The following is a 24868-nucleotide window of genomic DNA, read 5'->3' as shown; positions in this document are numbered from 1 at the left end:
TCATGAGCGACACCACGGCCGGTCAGCACAGTCCCGCGGGCTTGGACGCCCGGCAGTAGTTGCCCGTGAAGGTGTTGCCCTGGCCGGCGGTGTCCGTGTTGACGAGGTCCGCCGGGGCGTTGCCCTCCAGCACGTTGCCGGTGATCCGGTTCCGCTCACTGGTGGTGCCCACGAAGCTCTTCCACAGGACGATGCCGCCCGACAGCGGGGAGGTGCCGGCGTTCTCCGTGATCCGGTTCCGCGTCACCAGGGTGTCCTCGGCGCCGGTCAGCACGATGCCGATGCCCTGCAGCGCGTCCAGCCGCGCGGTCTTCGGGCAGGACTTGTTGTTGCGATCGATGAGGTTGTCGCGCACGGTCAGGGCGCCGGCCCTCGGCATGTTCTCGTCGCCCACGACGAAGACGCCCGCGCAGTTGCCGGTGAGGTGGTTGCCCGCGACGGTGAGGTTCCGCAGGCGCCGGACGGTGACGCCGATCCGGTTGCCTTCCAGGTGGTTGTGTTCGACCACCGTTCCTGCGGTGTCCGTGGCGCCTTCCTCGGCCTTGACCGTGTTCGCGAGGAACAGGCCGGCGTCGCCGTTGTCCCGGGCGGTGTTGTTTCGCAACACACCGCGGACCGAACGTTCCTGGGCGATGCCCCAGACCCCGTTCTTCACCGCGTTCACGTTCCGCACGGTCAGCCCATCGGTCGCCTCGGCGAACACTCCGGTGCCGGAGAAGCCGGTCACGGTCAGGGAAGCGACGGTGACGCCCTCGACGTCGCGGTCCTTCGTCCCGGAGACGCAGATGCCGTTGCCGCCCTCGGCACAGCTGTTGGCGGCCTTGTCCGTACCCGGTTCGATGACGGTGCTGCGGCCACTGCCGCGCAGCGTGATCCCGGGCGTGCTCACCTTGACGCTCTCGTGGTACGTGCCGGGGGCCAGGAGAACGGTGTCTCCGGGTTCGGCGGCGTCCACCACTTTCTGGATCGACTGCCCTGGAAAGACCACGTGGGTCATATGGTCGGCAACAGCCGGCGGGGCGGCCCCAAGCCCCGTCCCGATGACCGCTGCGGTACACGCCATGTAGGCGATATGGCATTTCGTCATATTTTGTACGGTATAAGCCGAAGGCCCGGGAACAGGCCGGTTAGATCATCCGGCGGCGTGTCATGCGCGTGACCTCGACGCAGGGCTACACCGGAGAGCGTCCGGCTGCTCGGATGGCCTCCAGGCGGCGCAGGTCGCCCCGGCCCCGTCGGCGGGCCGGCCTGGATACTCCGCCCGAGCGGCCGCACGCGGCCCGGTGGATCTTCGGCCGGCCTGTGAGGGATGGCGGAGCTTGGTCACCGAGCCTCAAGGCCTCACCAAGGACGAGTGAACGGCGACCGCAAGTTACTTGGTCGAAGGCATTGACGAAACCCGGGGCTCCTCCTAACGTCAACGCGTCGTACTTCGTACGTCATATATGAGACGCGAGACGCCAGATCCGATATGCGATCCGACGAGACGCCGAGATCCGAGAGGCGCGCATGACCTCTGTGCCCACGCCGATCCCCTCCCGCACGCAGTTCGTGCTGGAGGGGATCAAACACCGCATCCTCACCGGGCAGTTGACGCCGGGCCAGGCCCTGGTCGAGACCGAGCTCGCGGCACAGTTCGGGGTGTCCAAGACCCCGGTGCGCGAGGCGCTCAAGACGCTGGCCGGCACCGGACTGGTCGTGATGAGCCAGTACAAGGGCGTCACCGTGCGCATGGTGGACGCGGACATGGCGCGCGAGGTCTACGACGTACGGCTGCTCCTGGAGCCCGAGGCGCTGAAGCGCGCCGTGAGGCGCGGGGCCTCCCTGGACGCCGCCCGCTCTGCGCTGACCAGGGCGGACGGTGCCAACGACACCGCTGAACGCTCCCTCGCCAACCGGGAGTTCCACCGCGCCCTGTACCTGCCGTGCGGCAACCCGCTGCTCGGCCGGATGCTCGACGAGGTCCGCGACCAGGCCGCTCTCGTCTCGGCCGTCGCCTGGGCCGCTTCCCCCTCCTGGGAGCGAGAGGCCGACGAGCACCGGGAGATCCTCCGCCTCGCCCTGGACGGCGACGCGGACGGCGCGGCGCGCGCTCTCCACGCCCACATCGCGTCCTTCGTGCAGCGCGCGTTCCCCCAGGCAGCACTGGAACAGGAAGGTCAGCAATGAGCAGCGTGGCGTTCGAGACCCAGCGAGCGGCCCTGGCCGACGTGGTGGCGATCCCGGTGACCCCGTTCGCCGAGGACGGCTCCGTCGACGCCGCCACCTACCGGGCCCTGCTGCGCCGTCTGCTCGACGGTGGCATCACGACCCTCACCCCCAACGGCAACACCGGCGAGTTCTACGCCCTGACGCCGGAAGAGCGGCGCCAGGTCACCGAGCTGACCGTCGACGAGGCCGGGGAGCGGGCCGCCATCCTGGTCGGCGTCGGACACGACGTCCCTACCGCCGTCGCCTCCGCGCGGCACGCCCGCGAGCTCGGCGCGCAGATGGTGATGGTCCACCAGCCCGTCCACCCGTACGTCTCCCAGGCCGGCTGGGTCGACTACCACCGGGCCATCGCCGAGGCGGTGCCCGGGCTGGGCGTCGTCCCGTACATCCGCAACGCGCGGCTCACCGGCGCCCGCCTCGCCGAACTCGCCGACACCTGCCCGAACGTCATCGGCGTGAAGTACGCGGTCCCGGACGCCGCCAGGTTCGCCGCGTTCGCCCGGGACGCGGGGCTCGAACGCTTCGTGTGGGTGGCAGGGCTCGCCGAGCCGTACGCCCCGTCCTACTTCTCCGCGGGCGCCACCGGCTTCACCTCGGGGCTCGTCAACGTCGCCCCGGCCGTCTCCCTGAACATGATCGAAGCGCTGCGCTCCGGCGACTACCCGGCCGCCATGAAGGTCTGGGAGCAGATCCGCCGCTTCGAGGAGCTGCGGGCCGAGAGCGGCTCCGCCAACAACGTCACCGTCGTCAAGGAGGCCCTCGCCTCCCTCGGGCTGTGCCGCCGGGAGGTCCGACCGCCGAGCACACCGCTGCCCGGGAGCGAGCGCGCCGAGGTCGCCGCCATCGCGGCCGGGTGGTCCATATGACCGACAGGAAGCGTCCCGAAGACCTCAGAAGCCACCAGTGGTACGGCACCGATGGACTCCGCTCCTTCAGCCACCGCGCCCGCACCCGCCAGCTCGGCTACCTGCCCGAGGAGCACCTCGGCAAGCCCGTCATCGCGATCCTCAACACCTGGTCGGACATCAACCCCTGCCACGTCCACCTGCGTGATCGCGCGCAGGCGGTGAAGCGGGGCGTGTGGCAGGCCGGTGGCTTCCCGCTCGAGTTCCCGGTCTCGACCCTCTCCGAGACGTTCCAGAAGCCGACCCCGATGCTCTACCGCAACATGCTCGCGATGGAGACGGAGGAGCTGCTGCGTTCGTACCCGGTCGACGGGGCCGTGCTGATGGGCGGCTGCGACAAGTCGACGCCCGCCCTGCTCATGGGGGCCGCGTCCGTCGACCTGCCGACGGTCTTCGTCCCGGCCGGGCCCATGCTCCCGGGCCACTGGCGCAACGAGATCCTCGGCTCCGGCACCGACATGTGGAAGTACTGGGACGACCGGCGCGCCGGCCTCATCGGCGACTGCGAGATGCAGGAGCTGGAGAGCGGCCTCGCGCGCTCGCCCGGCCACTGCATGACCATGGGCACGGCGTCCACACTGACCGCCGCCGCCGAGGTCCTCGGGGTCACGGTCCCGGGCGCGTCGAGCATCCCGGCCGTCGACTCCGGGCACGACCGCATGGCAGCCGCTGCCGGACTGAGGATCGTCGAACTGGTCCACAAGGACCGCAAGCTGAACGACATCCTCACCGCCGAGGCCTTCGAGGACGCCGTCACCACCGTCCTCGGACTCGGCGGCTCGACCAACGCGGTCATCCACCTGATCGCCATGGCCGGCCGGGCGGGCGTCAAGCTCACCCTCGACGACTTCGACCGCGTCGCCCGCACGGTTCCGGTGCTGGCCAACGTACGGCCCGGCGGACACACCTACCTGATGGAGGACTTCCACTTCGCGGGCGGCCTGCCCGGGTTCCTCTCCCGGATACCGGACCTGCTGCACCTGGACCGTCCCACCGTCTCCCACGACACCCTGCGCGAACAGCTTGAAGACGCGCAGGTCCACAACGACGACGTCATCCGGCCCCGGGACAACCCGGTCGCCACCGAGGGCGGGGTCGCCGTCCTGCGCGGCAACCTCTGCCCGGACGGTGCCGTCATCAAGCACATCTCCGCCGAGCCGCACCTGCTGAGGCACACCGGTCCCGCGGTCGTCTTCGACGACTACAGGACGATGCAGCGGACCATCAACGACCCGTCCCTCGGCATCACCGCCGACAGTGTGCTCGTGCTGCGCAACGCCGGGCCCAAGGGCGGTCCGGGCATGCCCGAGTACGGGATGCTGCCCCTGCCCGACCACCTGCTCAAGCAGGGCGTACGGGACATGGTGCGGATCTCCGACGCCCGCATGAGCGGCACGAGCTACGGCGCGTGCGTGCTGCACGTGGCACCCGAGTCGTACGTCGGCGGGCCGCTGGCCCTGGTGCGGACCGGGGACCCGATCACGCTCGACGTGGCGAACAGGACGCTCCGGCTCGATGTGGACGACGAGGAGCTGGAGCGCCGCAGGGCTCAGTGGACGCCGCCGCCCGCGCGGTACGAGCGCGGCTACGGCGCGCTCTACAACGAGCAGATCACCCAGGCCGACACCGGCTGCGACTTCGAGTTCCTCGCCCGGCCGGGCAGGGTGCGGGACCCGTACGCGGGCTGAACCGCCAGGACCGCACAGCCCTGCCCACCGAGAAAGCGCTTCACCCCGACAAGAACGCAAGACGCCCGCACCACACACGCACAGCCCCGCACGACGTACCGAGAAACGGAGAACAGTCATGGCCCAAGCCGCAGCCGTGGCGAAACCGCCCGCGCCACCCCGGCGACGCCGTGCCTCCGCCACGCCGCGCAGGCTCCCGTACCTGCTGATCGCGCCGGCCGCCCTGCTCATGCTGGGCTTCATCGCCTACCCGGTCATCAGCGTCTTCTACTACAGCCTGCAGAACTACAACCCCACCAAGCCGTGGCGGAACGGCTACGCGGGCTTCGACAACTTCGTCCGCATCTTCACCGACGACCCGCTGTTCTGGGACAGCCTCGTCTTCAGCGCCAAGTGGGTCTTCGTCGAAGTCGGCCTGCAACTGATGTTCGGCCTGGCGCTGGCCCTCATCGTCAACCAGACCTTCGTCGGCCGGGGCCTGGGACGCGCCATGGTCTTCTCCCCGTGGGCCGTCTCCGGCGTGCTGACCTCCGCCATCTGGGTGCTGCTCTACAACTCCCAGACCGGCATCACCCGTTACCTCGCGGACATGGGCATCGGCTCCTACGGCACCAGCTGGCTGTCGGACACCTCGACCGTGTTCCCGGCGGCGATCGTCGCCGACCTGTGGCGCGGCGTGCCCTTCTTCGCGATCCTCATCCTCGCCGACCTCCAGTCCGTCTCGAAGGACCTCTACGAGGCCGCCGAGGTCGACGGGGCCAGCCGGCTCAAGCAGTTCTGGCACATCACCCTGCCGCATCTGAAGGACGCCATCATCCTGTCCACGCTGCTGCGCGCGGTGTGGGAGTTCAACAACGTCGACCTGCTCTACACCCTGACCGGCGGCGGACCCGCGGGTGTCACCACGACGCTGCCGCTGTACGTCGCCCACACCAGCGTCGAGTCCCACAACTTCGGCTACGCGTCGGCCCTGACCACGGTCGCGTTCGTGATCCTGCTCTTCTGCTCGATCATCTATCTGCGGGTGAGCAAGTTCGGAGGCGAGAACAAGTGAGCACCAAGGTGGCCACCAAGGCCGCGCCCGCCCCCGCACCCGCGGCCCCCGAACCGCCGCGGCCGGTGCGCAAACCCCACCGAGCCTGGGACGAGGCACCCCGCTGGCAGATCTACCTGCCCCTGGGCATCTACCTCGTCTTCACTCTGATCCCGTTCTACTGGATCCTGCTGTTCTCGCTGCGTCCGGCAGGCTCCACCTCGCTGGTGCCCTGGCCGATGACCTTCGACCACTTCGAGAAGGTGTGGACGGAGCGCAGCTTCGGCGTCTACTTCCAGAACAGCGTGCTCGTCGGCATCGCCACGCTGGTCATGACGACCCTGGTCGCGCTGGCCGGCGGCTACGCCCTCGCCCGGTTCAACTTCAAGATCAAGCAGCTCTTCATGCTGGCCCTGCTGTGCTCCCAGTTCGTGCCCGGTGCGCTGCTGCTGGTCCCGCTGTTCGAGATCTTCGCCGAGCTGCAGATGATCAACTCGCTCGGCAGCGTCATCATCGCCGAGACGGTCTTCCAGCTGCCGCTGTCGATGATCCTGATCAGCAACTTCATCAAGAACGTGCCGTACTCCCTGGAGGAGGCCGCCTGGGTCGACGGCTGCAACCGGTTCAAGGCCTTCCGGATCGTCGTCCTGCCGCTGCTGCGGCCCGGTCTGATCGCCGTCGGCTCCTTCGCCTTCGTGCACTCCTGGAACCACTTCCTGTTCGCCCTGATGTTCCTCAACAACCAGGACAAGCAGACCATCCCGGTCGGCCTCAACACCCTGATGGGCGCGGACAGCGTCGACCTCGGCGCCCTCGCCGCCGGCGGCATCATCGCGGCCGTGCCCGTGGTGATCGTGTTCGCCTTCATCCAGAAGTGGCTGATCACCGGGTTCAGCGCGGGAGCGGTGAAGGGATGAGAGCACGTCACCTCGCCGTGGCCGGCGTCCTGCTGGGGCTGCTCTGCGTACCCGCGCACGCCGAGGCCCGTGACATCAGCCGCGACACCCTGCCCGCCAACGACGGCTGGGCAGCGCACGGCACCGGCACCACCGGCGGCGCCGCGGCCGACGACGACCACGTGTACACGGTCACCGACCGCGCCGAGCTGGTCCGTGCCCTGGACGGAGGCAGCGACACCCCGAAGATCATCAAGGTCGCCGGGACCATCGACGCCAACACCGACGACGACGGCGACCGCCTGGGCTGCGCCGACTACGCCACCGACGGCTACAGCCCGAAGAAGTACCTGGCCGCCTACGACCCCCGCACCTGGGGCTCGGCCAAGCCCAGCGGCACGCAGGAGGAGGCCCGCCGGGCGTCGGCGGCCCGGCAGGCCGAACGCATCGAGCTGACCGTCGGCTCCAACACCACCATCGTCGGGCTCGGCGGCCCCAGGAACCCGGCGGTCGTCAAGGGCGCCAGCCTCCAGCTCAAGGGCGCGGACAACGTCATCGTCCGCAACCTCGACCTGCGCGACGCCTACGACTGCTTCCCCGCCTGGCAGCCCAACACCGGCGGCCTCGGCGACTGGAAGACGGCCTACGACAACATCTGGCTGCGTGGCGCCACGCACGTCTGGATCGACCACGTCACCCTGTCCGACAAGGGCCACCCCGACGCGGCGGAGCCCACCTACTTCGCCCGGAACTACCTGCGCCACGACGGCCTGCTGGACATCACCAACGCCTCCGACCTCGTCACCGTCTCCTGGAGCCGGTTCGAGGGCCACGACAAGGCGATGCTCATCGGCAACAGCGACTCGGCCACCGGCGACCGCGGCAAGCTCCGCGTCACCCTGCACCACAACGAGTTCAGGTCGGTCGTACAACGCGCGCCGCGGGTCCGCTTCGGCCAGGTGCACCTCTACAACAACCGGTACGTCGTCCCCGACGGCGCGCCCTACCGCTACTCCCTCGGCGTGGGCACCGAGTCCGCCCTCTACGCCGAGAACAACGCCTTCACCACGCCCGGCCACGTCGAGGCCGCCGACCTGGTCAAGAGCTGGAACGGCAGCGCCCTGCATCAGAGCGGCACTCTCTTCAACGGCTATCCGGTCGATCTGCTCGCCATCCACAACGCCTACAACTCGGGCAGCGAACGCGACCTGACCGCCGATGTCGGCTGGACGCCGACCCTGCACACAGTGATCGACAGCGCCGAGGCGGCCGACCGAGCGGTGGCCCGCGGCGCGGGAGCGGGGAGGATCCCATGAGCGCACCCCTGCCCGTCGTCCTCGCCGGCGCCCGCGGCCACGGCCGCTGGCACGTCGAGAACATCCGCCGCCTGCAGCGCAAGGGCCTGGTACGGCTGGCCGGCGTCTGCGAGCTGACCCCACTGACCGAGGAGGAGTTCGTCGGCCGACTCCCCGAGCAGTCCGCCGACTTCGGCGCCCTGCTCCGGTCCACCGGAGCCCGGATCGCCGTGATCTGCACACCGATCCCGACCCACACCGACCTGGCGCTCACGGCGGCCGAACGGGGCGTGCACATCCTGCTGGAGAAGCCGCCCGCCCCCTCGTACGCCGAGTACCGCCGCATGGCCGACGGGGTCGCCGAGGCCGGTGTCGCCTGCCAGATCGGGTTCCAGTCGCTGGGCTCGCACGCCCTGCCCGCGATCCGCGAGCTGGTCGCCCGGGGAGCGATCGGCCAGCTCGTCGGGCTCGGCGGGGCCGGGGCCTGGGTACGCGACGAGGCATACTTCCGCCGTGCGCCGTGGGCGGGCAGGCGGCGGTTGAACGGCGCCGACGTCGTCGACGGGGCGCTGACCAACCCCCTCGCGCACGCCGTCGCCACCGCCCTCGCGCTCGGCGGCAACACACGCGCCGAAGATGTCACCGGCATCGAGACCGAGCTGCTGCGGGCCAACGACATCGAGTCCGACGACACCTCCTGCGTCCGGATCACCACAGCCCAGGGCCACCCGGTCACGGTCGCCGCGACCCTGTGCGCCGAGCGGGCCGACGAGCCGTACGTCCTGGTGCACGGCAGCAGCGGCCGGATCACCTTCTGGTACAAGCAGGACCGCCTCCTGCTCCAGCGCGCCGACCACGGCCCGGAGGAGTTCGAGCACGGCCGCACCGACCTGCTGGAGAACCTCGTCGCGCACCTCACCACCGGCGCCGACCTGCTGGTCACCCCGGACGAGACGGGCGCCTTCATGAAGGTCGTCGAGGCGATCCGGCAGGCCCCCGACCCGGCCCCGCTGCCCGACACCGCCTGGCACCGGATCCCCGGCGAGGACCGCAGGGTCGTGCCCGGCATCGACCAACTGGTCGCGGCCACCGCCGACACTCTCTCCCTGTACTCCGAGCTGGGCGCCCCCTGGGCGCTGCCGACCACGCGCCAGAAGGAGGTGAGTAGCCGATGACCAGCAACGACACCGCGGTTCTGCGCGTCGCGGGCCGACCGGTGGGCCGGTACGTCACCCGACCCGAGCTGCCGGCCCGGCTCTCCCCGCGCCCGTACCTGCACCCTGTCACCACCCTGGCCGGCACGGCCGTGACCGAGCTCAGCCCGGCCGACCACGCACACCACCTCGGCGTCGGTGTCGCCGTTCCCGACGTCGAGGGGTACAACTTCTGGGGCGGGCGCACCTTCGTCCGCGACCAGGGCCCGACCGAGCTGGACAACCACGGCTCCCAGCGGCACACCACCTTCCAGCTGCGCGACCCCGACGGCTTCGTGGAGGAGCTGCGCTGGGTGGCCGCGGGAGGCGAGCTGCTGCGTGAACGCCGCACGGTCGCGGCCACCGAACTCACCGACTCCGCCTGGGCGTTGGATCTCACCTTCTCCCTCGCCAACGTCACCCCGGGCCCGCTGTCCATGGGCAGCCCCGCCACCAACGGTCGCCCGGGCGCGGCCTACGGCGGCTTCTTCTGGCGGGCCCGCAAGGAATCCGAGGCCCCGGACGTCTTCACCGCCGACACCGAGGGCGAGGCCGAGGTCCACGGCAGGCGCGCCGACTGGCTCGCCCTGGCCGGCTCCACCTGGACGCTGGTCTTCGCCGGGGCCACGGAGCGGACCCGCCGGGACCCGTGGTTCGTCCGCACCGCCGAATACCCGGGCGTGGGGCCGTCCCTCGCGTACGACGAGCGGCTGCCGATCGCGCCCGGTGAGACCGTCGTCCGCAGGATCGTCACCGTCGTGGCCGACGGCCGCCTCGGCCGGGACGAGGCCGCGTCCCTCGCCCGGAAGGCGGTGAGCCCGTGAGCGCCGAGCAGACCGACGTCACGTACCGCAACCCGATCCTCGACGCCGACTGGTCCGACCCGGACGTCGTCCGCGTCGGCGACGACTTCTACCTGACCGCCTCCAGTTTCGGCCGCGCACCCGGCCTGCCGCTGCTGCACTCCCGCGACCTGGTCAACTGGACCCTGGTCGGGCATGCCCTGCAACACCTGGAACCGGCGAAGGAGTTCGCGAAACCCCGCCACGACTGCGGCGTCTGGGCCCCCTCACTGAGGTATCACGACGACCGCTTCTGGATCTTCTGGGGCGACCCCGACCAGGGCGTCTTCCAGGTCAACGCCCCTGAGATCCGGGGACCCTGGACCCGCCCGCACCTCATCAAGGAGGGCAAGGGCCTGATCGACCCCTGCCCCCTGTGGGACGACGAGACCGGCGAGGCGTACCTCGTGCACGCCTGGGCCAAGTCGCGCTCCGGCATAAAGAACCGCCTCACCGGCCACCGGATGCACCCCGACGGCACCGAACTCCTCGACGGGGGCAAGGTGATCGTCGACGGCGACCGCATACCCGGCTGGTTCACCCTCGAAGGGCCCAAGCTCTACCAGCACGACGGCTGGTTCTGGATCCTGGCGCCCGCCGGGGGAGTGGAGACCGGCTGGCAGGGTGCCTTCCGCTCGCGCGGCTTCTTCGGGCCGTACGAGGAGAGAATCGTCCTGGAGCAGAATGACACCGACGTCAACGGGCCGCACCAGGGCGGCTGGGTGCGCACCCCGTCCGGCGAGGACTGGTTCCTGCACTTCCAGCAGCGCGGCGCCTACGGCAGGGTCGTCCACCTCCAGCCGATGCGCTGGGGCCCGGACGGCTGGCCGGTGCTGGGCGACGACGGCGCCCCCGTCGCGGTACACCGGCGGCCCGACCTGCCGCCGCAGCCGCCCGCCGCGCCCGCCACCGACGACGACTTCCCCGGGGGCCGCTACGGCCGTCAGTGGCAGTGGACGGCCAACCCGAAGGACGGCCGGGCCACCCAGCACTCCGGCGACGGGCTCCGGCTCATCTGTGTCCGCTCGGCCGACGCGCACGACCTGCGCACACTGCCGCACGTCCTCACCCAGCGGCTGCCCGGCACGCCCTGCGTGGTCGAGGTGGACCTGTGTCTCCACAGCGAGGAGCCGGGCGCGCGCGCCGGACTCGCGGTCCTCGGGGACGCGTTCGGCTGGATCGGGCTCCAGCGGGGCGCGGACGGGACCGTGCGTCTGGTGCACCGGTTCGCCGAGGCGGTCGCCGAGCGGGAACGGGACGCCGCGCACCCCCGGGAGGCGCCCGAGGGCCGGGCCCGGCTGCGCATCGAGATCGGCGTCGGTGCCCGCTGTCGCTTCTCCTGCGACGTCGGGGACGGATTACGTCCCTCCGGTCAGGTCTTCGCCGCCACCCCGTGGCGCTGGGTCGGCGCCCTGCTCGGCCTGTTCGCCCTCGCGCCCGCCGGCCCCGGACACGCCGGCGCGGCCACCTTCACGCAGTTCCGGATCAGACCCCTGTAACCCGTCACCACCCCGCCTGTTGGGAGCCGCAATGACGCACCTCCGAAGCAAGCGCTTGCCAGGATCCGGCAGAACCATGGCCGCCGTGTTCGGCCTGGTCGCCGCCCTGGCCCTGGGGGCGGTGGGGGAGGCGAAGGCCGCCCCCACCGCGGACACGGCGCGGACCACGCCGGCCACCACGACCGCCGACCGCTTCACCGACCGGCCGCACGGCTTCGCCTCCCTCGACGGCGGCACCACCGGAGGGGCGGGCGGCAAGGTCGTCACGGTCACCGACCAGGCCTCGCTGGCCCGGTACGCGGCGGCCGAGGAACCGTACGTCATCCGCGTCAAGGGCTCGATCGCCGTCGAACCCTTCGGCTCGGACATCGTGGTGGCGTCCGACAAGACCGTCATCGGCGTGGGCGACACCGGCGAGATCGTCCACGGCGAGCTGCACCTCAAACCCGGCACCCACAACGTCATCATCCGCAACCTGACGATCCGGGACTCCTACGTCAAGGGCGACTGGGACGGCAAGACCACCGACTTCGACGCCATCCAGATGGACTCCGTCCACCACGTCTGGATCGATCACAACCGCTTCACGCGCATGGGCGACGGCCTGCTCGACGTGCGCAAGGACAGCGAGTACATCACCGTCTCCTACAACCGGTTCGCCGACCACAACAAGGCCTTCGGCATCGGCTGGACGGACAACGCCAAGACGCAGATCACCATCGACCACAACTGGTTCACGGGGACGAAACAGCGCAATCCGTCCGCCGACAACTGTGCCTACGCGCACCTGTACAACAACTACTTCTCCCGTCAGGTGGCCGACGGCGACCCGCAGTGGACCTACGGCAGCTGGGCGCGCGGCAGGACCGAGATGGTCATCGAGAACAGCTACTACGACGGCGTTCAGCACCCCCACCAGGCCGATGCCACGGCCGAGCTGGTGCAGCGCGGCTCGATCCTGAGGAACACCACGGGGCGGCACGACACCCGGGGTGACGCCTTCGACCCACGGGCGTTCTACGACTACCGCCTCGACCCGGCCGCAGCCGTCCCCGCGCTGGTCAAGCGCTTCTCCGGCCCGCAGAAGCGGATCGGCGACGCGGTGACGCTGCACGTCCCCGCGGCGTACCCGACCGTGCAGTCGGCCGTGGACGCCGTGCCGTCCGGCAACGACGTGCCCGTGACCATCGCGGTCGCGCCCGGCACGTACCGCGAGAAGGTGCTCGTTCCCGCGGACAAGCCGAAGATCGTGCTGCGGGGGACTGGACAGGACCGCTCGGACACCGTCATCGTCTACGACACACCCGCCGAGTACGGCGGCTCCACCGGGAGCGCGACCGTCCGGATCGCCGCGAGCGACGTCACCGCACGCAACCTCACCTTCAGCAACGACTTCGACGAGGCCGCGCACGAGTTGAAGGGCGAGCAGGCGCTGGCGATGAAGACGACCGGCGACCGGATCGTCTTCGAGGACACCGCGTTCCTGGGTAACCAGGACACCCTGATGACCGACAGCCCCAGGCTGACCACCGTCAGCCGGGTCTACGTCCGCGACTCGTACATCGAGGGCGACGTCGACTTCGTCTACGGGCGGGCCACCACCGTCATCGAGCGGTCGGTGATACGGGCGCTGAGCCGGGGATCGGCGACGAACAACGGCTACATCACCGCCGCCTCGACCTGGAAGGACAACCCGTACGGGTTCCTGATCACCCGGTCGGAGATCCTCAGCGACGCACCCGCCGGATCGTTCCACCTGGGGCGGCCCTGGCACCCGGGCGGCCAGCCGGACGCCATCGCCCAGGTGCTGATCCGGGACACGAAGCTGCCCGCCGCGATCAAGGCCTCGCCGTGGACCGACATGAGCGGCTTCTCCTGGCGGGACGCGCGGTTCGCCGAGTACGGCAACTACGGGCCCGGCGCGGCCGTGACGGCGGACCGGCCGCAGCTCAGTGACGCCGAGGCACGGTCGTACACCGTCGCCCGCTACCTGAACGGGTCGGACGGCTGGGCGCCGTACGACCGGCACTGACACCCCCACACCCGCACATCTCCGTTGGATCCAGAAAGAAGAGAGCCGACCAATGAAGATCAGCAATCGCAGCACCAGCACAGGAAGGCGCCGGACGTCGGCTGCCGTCGCCCTGGGGGCCGTGCTCGCCCTGACCGCCACCGCCTGCGGCGACGACGGCAGCGGTGGGGGTGACGGAGCCGAGGGCAGCGGCACCGGGAAGATCGTCTTCTGGGACAACAACGGCGGTGTCCGCACCGACATCTGGAAGGAGATCATCGCCGACTTCGAGAAGGCGAACCCGGACATCGAGGTCGACTACGTCGGGATCCCCTCCACCGAGGTGCAGTCGAAATACGACACCGCCATCCAGGGCGGCGGCCTGCCCGACGTCGGCGGCGTCGGCGCGGCCATGCTCGCGGGCATCGCGGCGCAGGACGCGCTGGAGCCGCTGGAAGACCGCCTGGCCGAGTCCTCCCTCGACGGCAAGCTCAACGAGGCCATGGTCGAGTCGGTCAAGGTGGCCGGCGGATCCGACGACACCATGTTCACGATCCCGACCTCCGCGAACAACGGCACCCTCTACTACCGCACCGACCTGTTCGACAAGGCGGGCCTGGACGCGCCCACCACCTGGGACGCGTTCTACGAGGCCGCCGAGAAGCTCACCGCCGTCAAGAAGAACGAGTTCGGTTACACCATCCGCGGCGGCGCGGGCTCCATCGCGCAGGCGCTGGACGCGATGTACGGGCAGTCCGGCATCACGTCCTTCTGGGACGCCGGCGGCGAGAAGACCACCCTCAACGACCCGAAGAACGTCGAAGCGCTGGAGAAGTACGCCGACCTGTACAAGAAGTACACGCCGGCCGCCGACCTCAACAACGACTTCACCAAGATGGTCGCCCAGTGGGACTCCGGCACGATCGGAATGCTGAACCACAACCTGGGCTCCTACCAGGACCACGTGAAGGCGCTCGGCACCGACAAGTTCCGCGGCATCCCGCAGCCCACCGGCCCCGGCGGCAAGCGCGTGCAGGTCTCCAACCCCGTCGACGGTCTCGGCCTGTTCAAGAGTTCCAAGAACAAGGAGGCCGCCTGGAAGTTCATCGAGTTCGCCGCCTCGCACGAGTCCAACTCCAAGTGGAACGAGTCGGCCGGCGCCATCCCGTCCCACACGGAAGCCGCCAAGGACGCCTGGATCTCCGAGGCCGAGCCGACCAAGCTCGCCGCCGAGGCCCTCAACGACGGCTCCACCACCATCGTCCAGCTGCCGTACTACCTGCCGGACTGGAACACCATCTCCAAGGCCGACAACGAGCCCAGCTTCCAGAAGGTCCTGCTCGGCGACATGAGTGCCAGGGACTTCCTGGACAAGATGGCCGAGCAGCTCAACGAGGCCCAGAAGGAATGGAACGAGCAGAAGGGCTGACCCCGGCCCGCTGATTCCCCCCCACGCCCCACCGGACAGGGCCGGCGGCGGACACCGATCGCGCCCCGCCGCCGGCCCACCCCTCACCCCCTCAACCCCCCGCACCCGAAGTAAGAGGCACTGCCGAAAGACCCCGAAACACCGCCCTGAAAGGCCGCCCCCATGTCCCTCACCCGCAGACAGGTCGCCGCCGCGGCGCTCATCGCCGCCATCCCCGTCGCCGCCGCTTCCCCCGCGCACGCCACCGCCTCCTCCTACGGCGGCCCCCGCCGCACCCGCACCCTCTACATCGCCGGTGACTCCACCGCTGCCCAGAAGTACGCCGACGCCGCCCCCGAGACCGGGTGGGGCATGGCACTGCCGTTCTTCCTCCACGAGCCCCTGAAGGTCTCCAACCACGCCGTGAACGGCCGCAGTTCGAAGAGCTTCGTCGACGAGGGCCGCCTCGACGCCATCCTCGCGGCCATCCGGCCCGGCGACCTGCTGCTGATCCAGTTCGGCCACAACGACGCCAAGTCCGACGACCCCACCCGCTACACCGAGCCCTGGACGACGTACCAGGACCACCTGCGGCTGTACATCGCCGGCGCCCGTGCACGTGGCGCGCGCCCCGTGCTGGCCACGTCCGTGGAGCGCCGCAGGTTCGACGCGAACGGCAACGCCCGGTCGACCCACGGCCAGTACCCGGCGGCGATGCGGGCCCTTGCCGAGGCGGAGGGCGTGGCACTGCTCGACATCCAGGCCCTGTCGATCGCGCTGTGGCAGGAGCTCGGGGTCGAGGAGACGAAGAAGTACTTCAACTGGACCGAGACCGAGCAGGACAACACGCACTTCAACCCGCCCGGCGCGATCGCCGTGGCGCGGCTGGCGGTGCGGGAACTGCTGCGCACCCGGGTACTGGCGCCGCGGGACGTGCGCCGGCTGGACGACGACATCCCGGAGTCCTGGATCACCTGGCCCCAGCCCACCGCCTGACCCATCCCCGTCCTGTATTGAGGAGAGCCGCACCATGAACGCACACTGGCATGGGCATGCCACAGTAAGAGCCGCCGCGCTCGTCGGATGCACCGCCCTGGTGCTGTCCCTGACCGGCACCACCGCGCAGGCGGGCGGCCGGGACCTCGGCCGTGAGGTGCTCGCCGCGAAGGACGGCTGGGCCTCACAGGGGACGGGCACGACGGGCGGCTCGGCCGCCGACGCCGCGCACGTCCACACCGTCACCACCTGGGAGGAGTTCAAGGCCGCCCTGAAGGCCGGCGGTGACGCCCCGAAGATCATCAAGGTCAAGGGGATGATCGACGCCGTGGCCCGGGGCTGCGAGGCCTTCGAGGCCGAGGGGTACGACTTCCAGCAGTACCTCGCCGACTACGACCCCGCCGTCTGGGGCAACGACACCCCGGTCAGCGGGGAGCAGGAGGACCTGCGGGACGCGTCCGCGGACAACCAGGGCAAGGCCATCCGGGTGAGCGTCCCCTCCAACACCACCATCGTGGGCGTCGGGGAGAACTCCGGGATCCTCGGCGGCAGCCTGCAGATCAAGGGCGTGGACAACGTCATCCTGCGCAATCTCACCATAGAGGCCCCGATCGACTGCTTCCCGCAGTGGGACCCGACCGACGACAACAAGACCGGCGCCTGGAACTCCGAGTACGACGGCGTCGTCGTCTACGGCTCCACCCATGTGTGGGTCGACCACAACACCCTCACCGACGGCCGCTACCCCGACAGCTCCTTGCCGAAGTACTTCGGCAAGGTCTACCAGCAGCACGACGGCCTGCTCGACATCGTGCGCGGCGCCAACCACGTCACCGTGTCCTGGAACTCCTTCAAGAACCACGACAAGACCATGCTGATCGGCAACAGCGACAGCGCCGCCGCGGACGACGCCGGCAAGCTCAAGGTCACCCTGCACCACAACCGCTTCGAGGGCATCGTCGAGCGGGCCCCGCGCGTGCGGTTCGGGCAGGTCGACTCGTACAACAACCACTTCGTGGTGACCAAGGACCAGCCGTTCGGCTACGTCTTCGGCATCGGCATCGAGTCGCGGCTGCACGCCACGGACAACGCCTTCTCGCTGGCGAAGGGGGTCAGCGCGGCCAAGATCCTGAAGAAGTGGAAGGAGGCGCCGCTGACCGCCGAGAACAACTACGTCAACGGCAGGCTCACCGACCTGATCGCCGTGCACAACGCGGAGATCCCCGAGGAGACCCTGCAGTCCGGCGCCGGCTGGACGCCGACCCTGCGCACACAGGTCCACCCGCCGCGGGCGATCCCGTGGCTCGTCGACCACCGCGCGGGCGCCGGCCGCCTGTGCTGACCTGAGCGCCCCCGGGCCGGGGCGCACCCGCCGCCCCGGCCCCGCCCCCCGGCGAGGAAGAACCCGACGTCCCCGGAACGACCCCCCTGCGAAGGAACACCCACATGGCCTCAACCCGCCGCCTCCGACTCCCCCTGTCCAGAAGGGGTTTCCTGCTGGCGACCGCCGGTGCCGGCGCCGCACTCGGCCTCGCGCAGGGCCACGCGCGAGCCGCCGCGGCATCCCGCCCGTTCGGCCGCTACGGCTCCCCGTCCGCGCGCCTGAACGCGCACACCCTGTACGTCGACCGGTCCGGCCGGGGCGACTTCACCTCCGTCCAGGCCGCCGTGACCGCTGCCGGAGGCAGCGGCTGGACCCTGGTCATCGCACCGGGCACCTACCGGGAGACGGTCTCCGTCGACCGCTCCCGCACGGAGATGACCTGGCTCGGCGCCGGGGACGGTCCGCGTGACGTCGTCATCGTCTACGACAACGCGGCCGGCACCCCGAAGCCGGACGGCTCGGGTACCTACGGCACCACCGGATCGGCCACCACCACCGTCCGGGCCGACGCCTTCACCGCCCACCGGATCACCTTCGCCAACGACTTCCTGCGCGAGGAGCACCCCGAGATCAGCGGCACCCAGGCCGTCGCCATCAAGGTGCAGGGTGACCGCTCGGCCTTCCACCACTGCCGCTTCCTCGGCCACCAGGACACCCTGTACGCCGACTCCAACGCGGCGAGCCTCTTCGCCCGCCAGTTCTTCTCACACTGTTACGTCGAGGGCGACGTCGACTTCGTCTTCGGCCGGGCCTCGGCCGTCTTCGAGCACTGCCACTTCCGCACCCTGAACCGCACCGACCTGTCCAAGGCCCCGTACGGCTTCGTCTTCGCCCCCTCCACGGAGCGCGCCAACCCGCACGGCTACCTCGTGACGCGCGGTCACGTCAGCAGCCAGGCCCCGGACGGCTACTACAAGCTGGCCCGCCCCTGGGTGCCAAGCTCCAGCACCACCGTCCGCCCGATGCTCACGGTGCGCGACACCTGGCTGGGCCCGGGCATCGACGCGGTCGCGCCCTACGCCAACATGCGGGACGCACACCCCTGGCAGGACCAGCGCTTCGCCGAGTACGGCAACACCGGCCCGGGCGCCGTCGTCACCGTCCCGGAGAACCGGCCCCAGCTCACCGACGAGCAGGCCGAGTCGGCGACCCGTGCCACCTGGCTCGGCGACTGGCGGCCACCGAAGGCGTGCTGAGACGCGCCGACGCACGCTCCTGCTCACCGGCGGCCTGACCGCCGCCGGCCCCGGCCCGCCTCCGCCGCGCCACCGCGCCCTGCACCTCCGCCCCGGCGGCCCGGTCCGGGCCGCCGGGGACGCCGTCGACGGGCCGGGCTGGACGGTCGTCGTGCATCCGGGACGTACCGCGAGGTCGTGAACAGCCGACGGCGACGTTCCTGACCAAGGGCAGCACGACCATCGCGCCACCGTGGGCCGAAGGCCCGGGCACGCGGTCGCCGTCGGGAGTCCGCGCGGCGGCGACCGCGGGGTTACGGGGTGTCGCCCATCTCCGCCATGAAGAGCGCGGGGTCGCTGTCGAACCCTCTGACCGACTCGTGGTACTCCCACGCCCCGGAGGAATCCCGGGTGAACTCCGCGACGGTGGCGGCGGTGGATCCGGCGACCTGTGCGAAGTCGTCCTTGAGCAGTTCCTTGTACCCCGCGACGACGAGCACTCCGACGTTCGAGACGTCACCGAAGGTCTTGGGACCGGTGTCCTGATGGATCGCCACGCCCACGACCACCCGTGCGAAGGAGGACGCGAGGCGGTCGAGCTCCACGGTCATCGCCTCGACGTAGCCGAAGCCCTGGCCGGTCTGGCTGTGCCGGCTCATGTTGATGGTGCCGTCCGGTGAGCGGCTGTCGTAGTGGACGATGTACACCGGCCGCCCGTAGGGGGCGTCCGCCGAGTAGGTCGCGGTGATGATGTCGAGATGGTGAGGTGGCTGGTCCCAGGGACTCGGGTCCCACTTGAGCCGCACCTCGGCCTTCCCCACGCTCTGGCTGTCGCTGCTCACCGGATTGCTGCCTCTCCCGCGTCGAGCCATCACGGGATGGTCCCCGCATGGTCAAGTATGACTCCGGCCCGGTGGACGCAGGGAGGGGGCTGAGGCGCACAGCGGCCTGCGGCTTGCCTGCGGGGGCGCGTATGACCCCTCCGTCCGCGAGACCGTCGCGGAAGTCCTCAGTGTTTCAAGGGGCTTTCCGCGACGGTCGTGTCCGTGTCAGACGGCGGCGATGCCCTCCATCCCGGACTCGTCGAAGGCGGGCAGGCCCTCGGCTGTCGTGACCTTGGTGAGGGCGCCGTCGGATTCGACGCGGAAGCCGTCGACGGTTCCGGAGACGGCGTTCTGGACGTACACGAACTTCTCGTCCTCCGTCACGGCGAGGTCGATCACACCCTGCGAGTCGGCGGAGGGCGGGGCGGCGATACCCACGTCGTTGGTCAGGGAGAGCTTGCCGTGCTCGTCCATGACGTACCCGGAGACCGTGGAGTTGCCGGTGTTGCCGCCGTAGAAGTAGTTGCCCGCGCGCTCCAGCCAGCACAGGGTCTCCTGTCCGTTGGGGAGCGGCTCCTGAAGGACCTTCAGCTCACCGCTGCGCTTCACCTTGTAGGTGGTGACGGTGGACTTCTCGGCCTCCGCGACCAGCATCCGCTTGCCCGTCTTGTCGAAGCTGATCGCGAAGGGGACGCCGCCCGCGGACTCGTTGACGACCGGTTCGTCGACGGCCGGGAGGCCGTTCCGCTTCATCGGGAAGACCTCGACGGTGTTGTTGCCCTTGGTGGTGACCACCAGGTTGCGTCCGTCCGGGGTGAACTCGACCTCGCCGGGCGAGGTGTCGAAGCGCGGTACGTCCTCGTTGTCCAGCCCCAGGGAACGGTGGGACCCCTTCAGCGGCTTCAGCCCCTCGCCGGTGATCTCGAAGCCCTGGACGCTGCCCTCGCCGCCCGCGTTCATCACGTAGGCGATCCTGCCGCGCACCGCGATGCTGGCGGGGAACTCGCCGCCGGAGCCCACGACCCGCCGGTCCTTCAACTGCTGTCCCTCGACGCGGAAGGAGGTCACCGTGCCGCTGCCCGCGTTGACGGCCAGCAGCATGCCCGAAACGTCGTCGTAGACGAGTGAGCCCTGGGAGGCGAGCGAGTCGGTGGGCGCGTCGATCTGGTCACCGCCCCTGCCGCCGGTCGTGTAGGTCCCCGAGGGGCTCAGCCTGCCGTCGTCGTCCCGCGCGAACACATGGATGGTGTTGCCGTTCAGTTCGTTGCCCTGGACGAAGACGGCGTGGTCGGCCCCGGCCGTGCTCCCGGAGTACTGGTCGGCCGAAGCCACGGTCACGGCCACGGTGATCGCCGCCACGGAGGCGAGGGCCCCGCCGCCGATCACGACGCGCCGCGTCCTCGACCGCGCACGGTGGCCACCGTGCGTTCCGGCCGTTCGGCTCGTGCGGCGGTCCCTGTGGCTGCTGTTCATGTTCACGTCCCGTTCCTCTGTGTCTGCGCCGTGTCGTCCACGGCTTTGGACGACACCAGAGTGACCACAGGGAGCGGTGTGCGGATGAGAAACGAGGGTCGCGTCAGACTCTCGTAAGGGAGCCCCGGCGCCAGAGCGACGGGACTACCGCGCGCACAGCCGGAAACGGAGTCAGTGGTGCGGTCGCCCCTTCCGCACGGCACGGCATGGCACCACCTGGCATGGGGCGTCGGCCAGGACGGCAAAGGTCTTACGGAAGCCTTACGAGGCCGTGTCGGGCAGCCTCACGCGCCTACGCTCGCAGGCGTGTCGACCATCCGAAACATCGCCCTCGTCACCGCCGCCCCCCTCGTGCTGGCCGCGGCGGGACTCGCGCATCCGCACGGGCTGTCCCGATCGACGGCCTCCGACTGGACGCAGCTGCACATCGCGCTGCTGCCGGTCTTTCCGCTGCTCACGGTCGGCCTCCTGGTCCCTCTGTGGCACCGGCCCCGACTCGGCCTCACGGGCTTCGCCACCGTGGTGGCCTGGGCGGGTGCCTTCGTGTACGCGGCCTTCTACACCGGTCTGGACGCGGTCGCCGGTATCGCGGCCGGAACCGCGGTCGAGCACGCCGGTGAGACAGCCGCCCTCGGGCCGGTCAAGCGCCCGCTCTACGACACGGGGGAGGCGCTCGGGCAGGCCGGTGCCTACGCCCTCATCGCGGCCGTCGTGGCCACGGCGGTCGCACTGCTCCCCAGGCACGGCATCCGCGTCCTCCCCGGCACCATCGTGCTGCTCGTGGCCGGCTGGGCCTTCGTCGACAGCCACATCTTCTGGCCACGCGGCGTATGGACGATGCTCGGCTTCGCCCTGGGCTTCGCGCTGCTCGCCTGGGGGGCCGGGAGGAGTGCCCCCACCGGCGAGCCCGGCGTGCTTCCCCGCCGCCGAACGAGCAGTCAGCAGGCCGGAGGGTGACCTGCCCGTCGAACGGACCCAGGTCGCCCCGCCGTCCGCCGCACTCGGCGCGCCTTCCCCCGCCGACGCCCCCGGCCCCAAGGTCACCAGGCGGTCAGCAGCAAGTGGTTGAGAAGCAGGGCGATCACAGCCTGCGCGGCGAGCCAGGCGCGGCGCCCGGTCAGGAACGCACACGCGGCCGGCAGCCACACCGCGAACGGCAGCCAGATGCGCTCGGTCTCCGCTTTGCTCATCCCGGACAGGTCGGCGATGAGCAGAGCGGAGAACACGGCGGTGACCAGCAGGGCGAGCCGGAGGTCGGGCGAGGCGTCGGACCCACCCGGCCGGGGCACGACGCACCGGCGCACGAGGGAGACGACCCGCACGGGAGCGCCGGGGCGGTCGGGTGTCCGGACGGGTACGGAAGTGCCGGGGCGGTCGGGTGTCCGGACGGGTACGGGAGCTTCGAGGCGAGAACGCGCCCTGAGCCGTGCCGCAGTCCCGAGCAGCGTGGCGCCGGTCCGCCGCAGGCCCGCCACTGTCGCCGGGCCCACGATCAGGACCGTGCAGGCGAGGTTGGCCCACACCCAGTAGCTGTAGGGCCGGACACCGCCGGCCCCCTGGTAGTAGCGCTCGACCAGGAGGTGGTATGCCTCCCACCAGTTGAAGCCCAGAAGGGTGAACACGAGCGGGACGACGGTGACTCCGGCGAGGGCGTAGGGCAGGGGCCGCATGCGTCTCGGGCCGCCGAGCAGCAGGACGGCGCCCGCGACCACGGCGAAGAGGGTGAGCCCGTAGGAGAGATAGCAGGTGAGGCCGAAGAGAAGGCCGGCGGCGAAACCGGTGAGCCGGGGCCGGTGTCCGGTGACCGCGAGGGCGAGGAACGCGATGGTCCAGGCGGTGACCGCCGCGAAGTACCCGTCCGCCGACGTCCCCATCCACACCGCGGCCGGCACCATCACCAGGAACGGCGCCGCCCGGCGTGCGAGACCCTCGTCCGCGAGCGCCCGCACGGCGACCAGTACCGCCACGCACGCCGACGCGCCGACGGTGATGCAGAAGACTCCGGCCCAGCCCCCGCCGCCGAGTCCGACCCGGTCGAGCAGGACGAAGGTGACCGTCGCCGCCGGAGGGTGGCCCGCCACATGCGGGGGCCAGTTGTCGGGGGAGTGGAGCAGGATGTGGTGGGTGAAGTCCCGCAGGGTCGCGGGGATGTCCTGGAAGCGGTCGATGACCCGCAGGTACTCGTATTTCGTCGTGAGCCGGACCGCGATCCCCCGATGCCAGCCGTCGATCAGCGCCAGTGACCACGTCCACGCCATCGCCGTACCCCAGGCGGCGCCCAGCAGCGCGCGCCACGGCAGCCGGGCGGCCACGCGCGGGCCGTACGCCACGACGACGCCCGCGACGACGAGCGCCGCCGGGGTGCCGGGGCCGACATGGGGGCCCCAGTTGGAGTACAGGGGAGGCCAGCCCACGTGCAGGGTGCCGTGCTCCCGCTGGATCGCGATGCCGACCAGCGCGGCGGTCGTCACGAGCAGCGCGGCGGCGATGGTTGCGTACAGGTCTCGGAGAAGATCACGGGTCACGGGAGAACGCTAGGCCGCGCGGACCGTGTCGAGGCCGCTGTGCGCGCGGATGTCAGCGTTTCGTCATGTGTCGAAGGCCCCTTTCCACGGCTGCGGCGGCCTACGGTCGGCGCATGCCACGCCTTCCCGACCCGCCCGCCTCGCCCACGTCACCCGGATCCTGGCGCAGCCCCGTGCGTGGGCCCTGGTTCACGTCCGTGCTCGGTGTCGTGCTGCTCGTCGGGATCACCGTGCTGTTCGTGACGGGGCTGCTGTCGTACGCCGCCTACAACCCGGACCTCGCGCGGGTGAACGACAAGACCCCGGACAAGGGTCTTCTCGGCTTCTACCTCTTCGACTGGCCGACGCGTCCGTACTGGCTGTACCGGCTCAACCAGGGCGTCCACGTCACGCTCGGGATCACGCTCGTCCCCGTCCTGCTGGCCAAGCTCTGGTCGGTGGTGCCGAAGCTGTTCGCGCTGCCGCCGGTCCGGTCGCTCGCGCACGCCCTGGAGCGGGTCTCCCTGCTGCTCCTGGTCGGCGGAGTGCTGTTCGAGTTCGTGACGGGTGTGCTCAACGTCCAACTGGACTACCTCTTTCCCGGCTCCTTCTATCCGCTGCACTTCTACGGCGCCTGGGTGTTCTTCGCCGCGTTCGTGGTGCACGTGGCGCTCCGGGCACCCACCGCCGTGCGCAATGTGCGCCGCATGCGGGCGGGAAAGGGCCCTCAGGAGGAGGCGGGAGGGGAGCCGGAGTTCCCGCTGGTCTCACCCCGGCCGGCCGAGCCCACCGTGTCCCGGCGCGGTGCGCTGTGGCTGGTCGGGGGCGGCTCACTGCTGCTGTTCGGGACCACGGTGGGACAGAACTTCGACGGACCGCTGCGGCGCACGGCCCTCCTCGCGCCGCACGGCGGTGCCGAGCCGGGCAGCGGCCCCGGCGGCTTCCAGATCAACAAGACGGCCGTCTCCCGGGGGATCGGCGCGCGGGAGACGGGCGAGGACGTGTGGCGGCTGGTCGTCACCGGCCCCTCGGGGACCCTCCGGCTGAGCCGCGCCGACCTTCTCGAACTGCCGCTGCACAGCTCGGCGCTGCCCATCGCCTGTGTGGAGGGGTGGTCCACCGGCGACCAGTGGTGGCGGGGCGTACGGCTGCGGGAACTCGCCGTCCTCGTCGGGTACGACGCCGACGCGTCACCCGACGTCATGGTGGAGTCCCTCCAACGGCGTGGCGCCTTCCGCAGGGCCGCCCTGCGGTCCAACCAGGTGCGTGACCCCCGCTCACTGCTCGCCCTGGACGTCAACGGCGAGCCACTGACCCTCGACCACGGCTACCCGGCCCGGATCATCGTGCCCGCGGCGCCCGGTGTACTCAACACCAAGTGGGTCGCCCGGATGACGTTCGGAGACCTGTGATGCGCAGAGCGTTCCCGCCGCTGGGAAGTCCCTTGCTGATTCTGCTCCTGGCCTGCTCGTTCGCGCTCGCGGGGTACGCGGGCGTGCGTCTGCTGTCCGGGGACCCGCTCGGGGTGACG

At 70.5% G+C, this 24868-nt stretch carries 20 protein-coding genes; 16 read left to right on the top strand and 4 right to left on the bottom strand.

The genetic code is table 11. The annotated features are described in order from the left end of the window. Positions 1–22 precede the first annotated feature (22 nt). Positions 23–1087 (bottom strand): right-handed parallel beta-helix repeat-containing protein, encoded by a 1065-nt coding sequence (locus WBG99_RS02285; RefSeq protein ID WP_338894666.1) that lies wholly within the window; start codon positions 1085–1087, stop codon positions 23–25. 422 nt (positions 1088–1509) lie between these two features. Here WBG99_RS02285 and WBG99_RS02280 point away from each other — a divergent pair, with 422 nt between their 5' ends. The 14 genes from WBG99_RS02280 (at position 1510) to WBG99_RS02215 (ending at position 18557) form a co-directional block, all read left to right on the top strand. After that, complete coding sequence (locus WBG99_RS02280; RefSeq protein WP_338894665.1) at positions 1510–2169, top strand: GntR family transcriptional regulator; 660 nt, start codon at positions 1510–1512, stop codon at positions 2167–2169. Then, positions 2166–3077 (top strand): dihydrodipicolinate synthase family protein, encoded by a 912-nt coding sequence (locus tag WBG99_RS02275; protein ID WP_338894664.1) that lies wholly within the window; start codon positions 2166–2168, stop codon positions 3075–3077. The genes WBG99_RS02280 and WBG99_RS02275 overlap by 4 nt, the downstream gene beginning before the upstream one ends. Next, positions 3074–4804 (top strand): L-arabinonate dehydratase, encoded by a 1731-nt coding sequence (gene araD / locus WBG99_RS02270; protein ID WP_338894663.1) that lies wholly within the window; start codon positions 3074–3076, stop codon positions 4802–4804. The genes WBG99_RS02275 and araD overlap by 4 nt, the downstream gene beginning before the upstream one ends. Positions 4805–4922: 118 nt before the next feature. Beyond that, positions 4923–5858 (top strand): sugar ABC transporter permease, encoded by a 936-nt coding sequence (locus WBG99_RS02265; RefSeq protein WP_338894662.1) that lies wholly within the window; start codon positions 4923–4925, stop codon positions 5856–5858. Then, on the top strand, positions 5855–6754 hold the full coding sequence (locus WBG99_RS02260; RefSeq protein ID WP_338894661.1) for a carbohydrate ABC transporter permease: 900 nt from the start codon (positions 5855–5857) through the stop codon (positions 6752–6754). The genes WBG99_RS02265 and WBG99_RS02260 overlap by 4 nt, the downstream gene beginning before the upstream one ends. After that, positions 6751–8049 (top strand): pectate lyase, encoded by a 1299-nt coding sequence (locus WBG99_RS02255; protein ID WP_338894660.1) that lies wholly within the window; start codon positions 6751–6753, stop codon positions 8047–8049. The genes WBG99_RS02260 and WBG99_RS02255 overlap by 4 nt, the downstream gene beginning before the upstream one ends. Then, complete coding sequence (locus WBG99_RS02250) at positions 8046–9203, top strand: Gfo/Idh/MocA family oxidoreductase (RefSeq protein ID WP_338894659.1); 1158 nt, start codon at positions 8046–8048, stop codon at positions 9201–9203. Before WBG99_RS02255 ends, WBG99_RS02250 begins: the two co-directional genes overlap by 4 nt. Further along, the gene (locus WBG99_RS02245; protein ID WP_338894658.1) at positions 9200–10045 is read left to right on the top strand and encodes a PmoA family protein; all 846 of its coding nucleotides are present in this window, start codon (positions 9200–9202) and stop codon (positions 10043–10045) included. The genes WBG99_RS02250 and WBG99_RS02245 overlap by 4 nt, the downstream gene beginning before the upstream one ends. Beyond that, positions 10042–11562: a family 43 glycosylhydrolase gene (locus WBG99_RS02240; RefSeq protein WP_338894657.1), complete on the top strand. Its 1521-nt coding sequence runs from the start codon at positions 10042–10044 to the stop codon at positions 11560–11562. The genes WBG99_RS02245 and WBG99_RS02240 overlap by 4 nt, the downstream gene beginning before the upstream one ends. 76 nt (positions 11563–11638) lie before the next feature. Further along, positions 11639–13594 (top strand): pectinesterase family protein, encoded by a 1956-nt coding sequence (locus tag WBG99_RS02235; protein WP_338894656.1) that lies wholly within the window; start codon positions 11639–11641, stop codon positions 13592–13594. 52 nt (positions 13595–13646) lie between these two features. Beyond that, entirely contained in the window at positions 13647–15002 is a 1356-nt protein-coding gene (locus WBG99_RS02230; protein ID WP_338894655.1) for a sugar ABC transporter substrate-binding protein, read from the top strand. A gap of 162 nt (positions 15003–15164) precedes the next feature. Beyond that, positions 15165–15977: a rhamnogalacturonan acetylesterase gene (locus WBG99_RS02225; protein ID WP_338894654.1), complete on the top strand. Its 813-nt coding sequence runs from the start codon at positions 15165–15167 to the stop codon at positions 15975–15977. A 34-nt stretch (positions 15978–16011) separates the two neighbouring features. Next, positions 16012–17319, top strand: a complete 1308-nt coding sequence (locus tag WBG99_RS02220) for a pectate lyase (RefSeq protein WP_338894653.1) — start codon at positions 16012–16014, stop codon at positions 17317–17319. Between the two features lie 104 nt (positions 17320–17423). After that, entirely contained in the window at positions 17424–18557 is a 1134-nt protein-coding gene (locus WBG99_RS02215; RefSeq protein WP_338894652.1) for a pectinesterase family protein, read from the top strand. Between the two features lie 293 nt (positions 18558–18850). On the opposite strand, the gene WBG99_RS02210 is transcribed toward WBG99_RS02215, so the two are convergent. Together WBG99_RS02210 and WBG99_RS02205 are read right to left on the bottom strand one after the other, a co-directional pair. After that, positions 18851–19378 carry a TerD family protein gene (locus WBG99_RS02210; RefSeq protein WP_338894651.1) on the bottom strand — a complete coding sequence of 176 codons (528 nt, stop codon included), beginning with the start codon at positions 19376–19378 and terminating at the stop codon, positions 18851–18853. Positions 19379–19585: 207 nt separating this feature from the next. Further along, a complete protein-coding gene (locus WBG99_RS02205) occupies positions 19586–20746 on the bottom strand; it encodes a beta-propeller fold lactonase family protein (RefSeq protein ID WP_338894650.1) in 1161 nt (386 codons plus the stop codon). A 393-nt stretch (positions 20747–21139) separates the two neighbouring features. Between WBG99_RS02205 and WBG99_RS02200 the strand changes: the two genes are divergently transcribed. Further along, positions 21140–21790: a hypothetical protein gene (locus WBG99_RS02200; protein ID WP_338894649.1), complete on the top strand. Its 651-nt coding sequence runs from the start codon at positions 21140–21142 to the stop codon at positions 21788–21790. Positions 21791–21873: 83 nt separating this feature from the next. Here WBG99_RS02200 and WBG99_RS02195 read toward each other — a convergent pair whose 3' ends face one another. Beyond that, positions 21874–23358 carry a hypothetical protein gene (locus WBG99_RS02195; RefSeq protein ID WP_338894648.1) on the bottom strand — a complete coding sequence of 495 codons (1485 nt, stop codon included), beginning with the start codon at positions 23356–23358 and terminating at the stop codon, positions 21874–21876. Between the two features lie 113 nt (positions 23359–23471). Between WBG99_RS02195 and WBG99_RS02190 the strand changes: the two genes are divergently transcribed. After that, entirely contained in the window at positions 23472–24749 is a 1278-nt protein-coding gene (locus WBG99_RS02190) for a molybdopterin-dependent oxidoreductase (RefSeq protein ID WP_338894647.1), read from the top strand. Positions 24750–24868 lie beyond the last annotated feature (119 nt).

Source organism: Streptomyces sp. TG1A-60 (assembly GCF_037201975.1).
Lineage (GTDB): Bacteria > Actinomycetota > Actinomycetes > Streptomycetales > Streptomycetaceae > Streptomyces.
The sequence above is the reverse complement of the archived record's forward strand: the minus strand, read 5'-3'. Positions and strand labels throughout refer to the sequence as shown.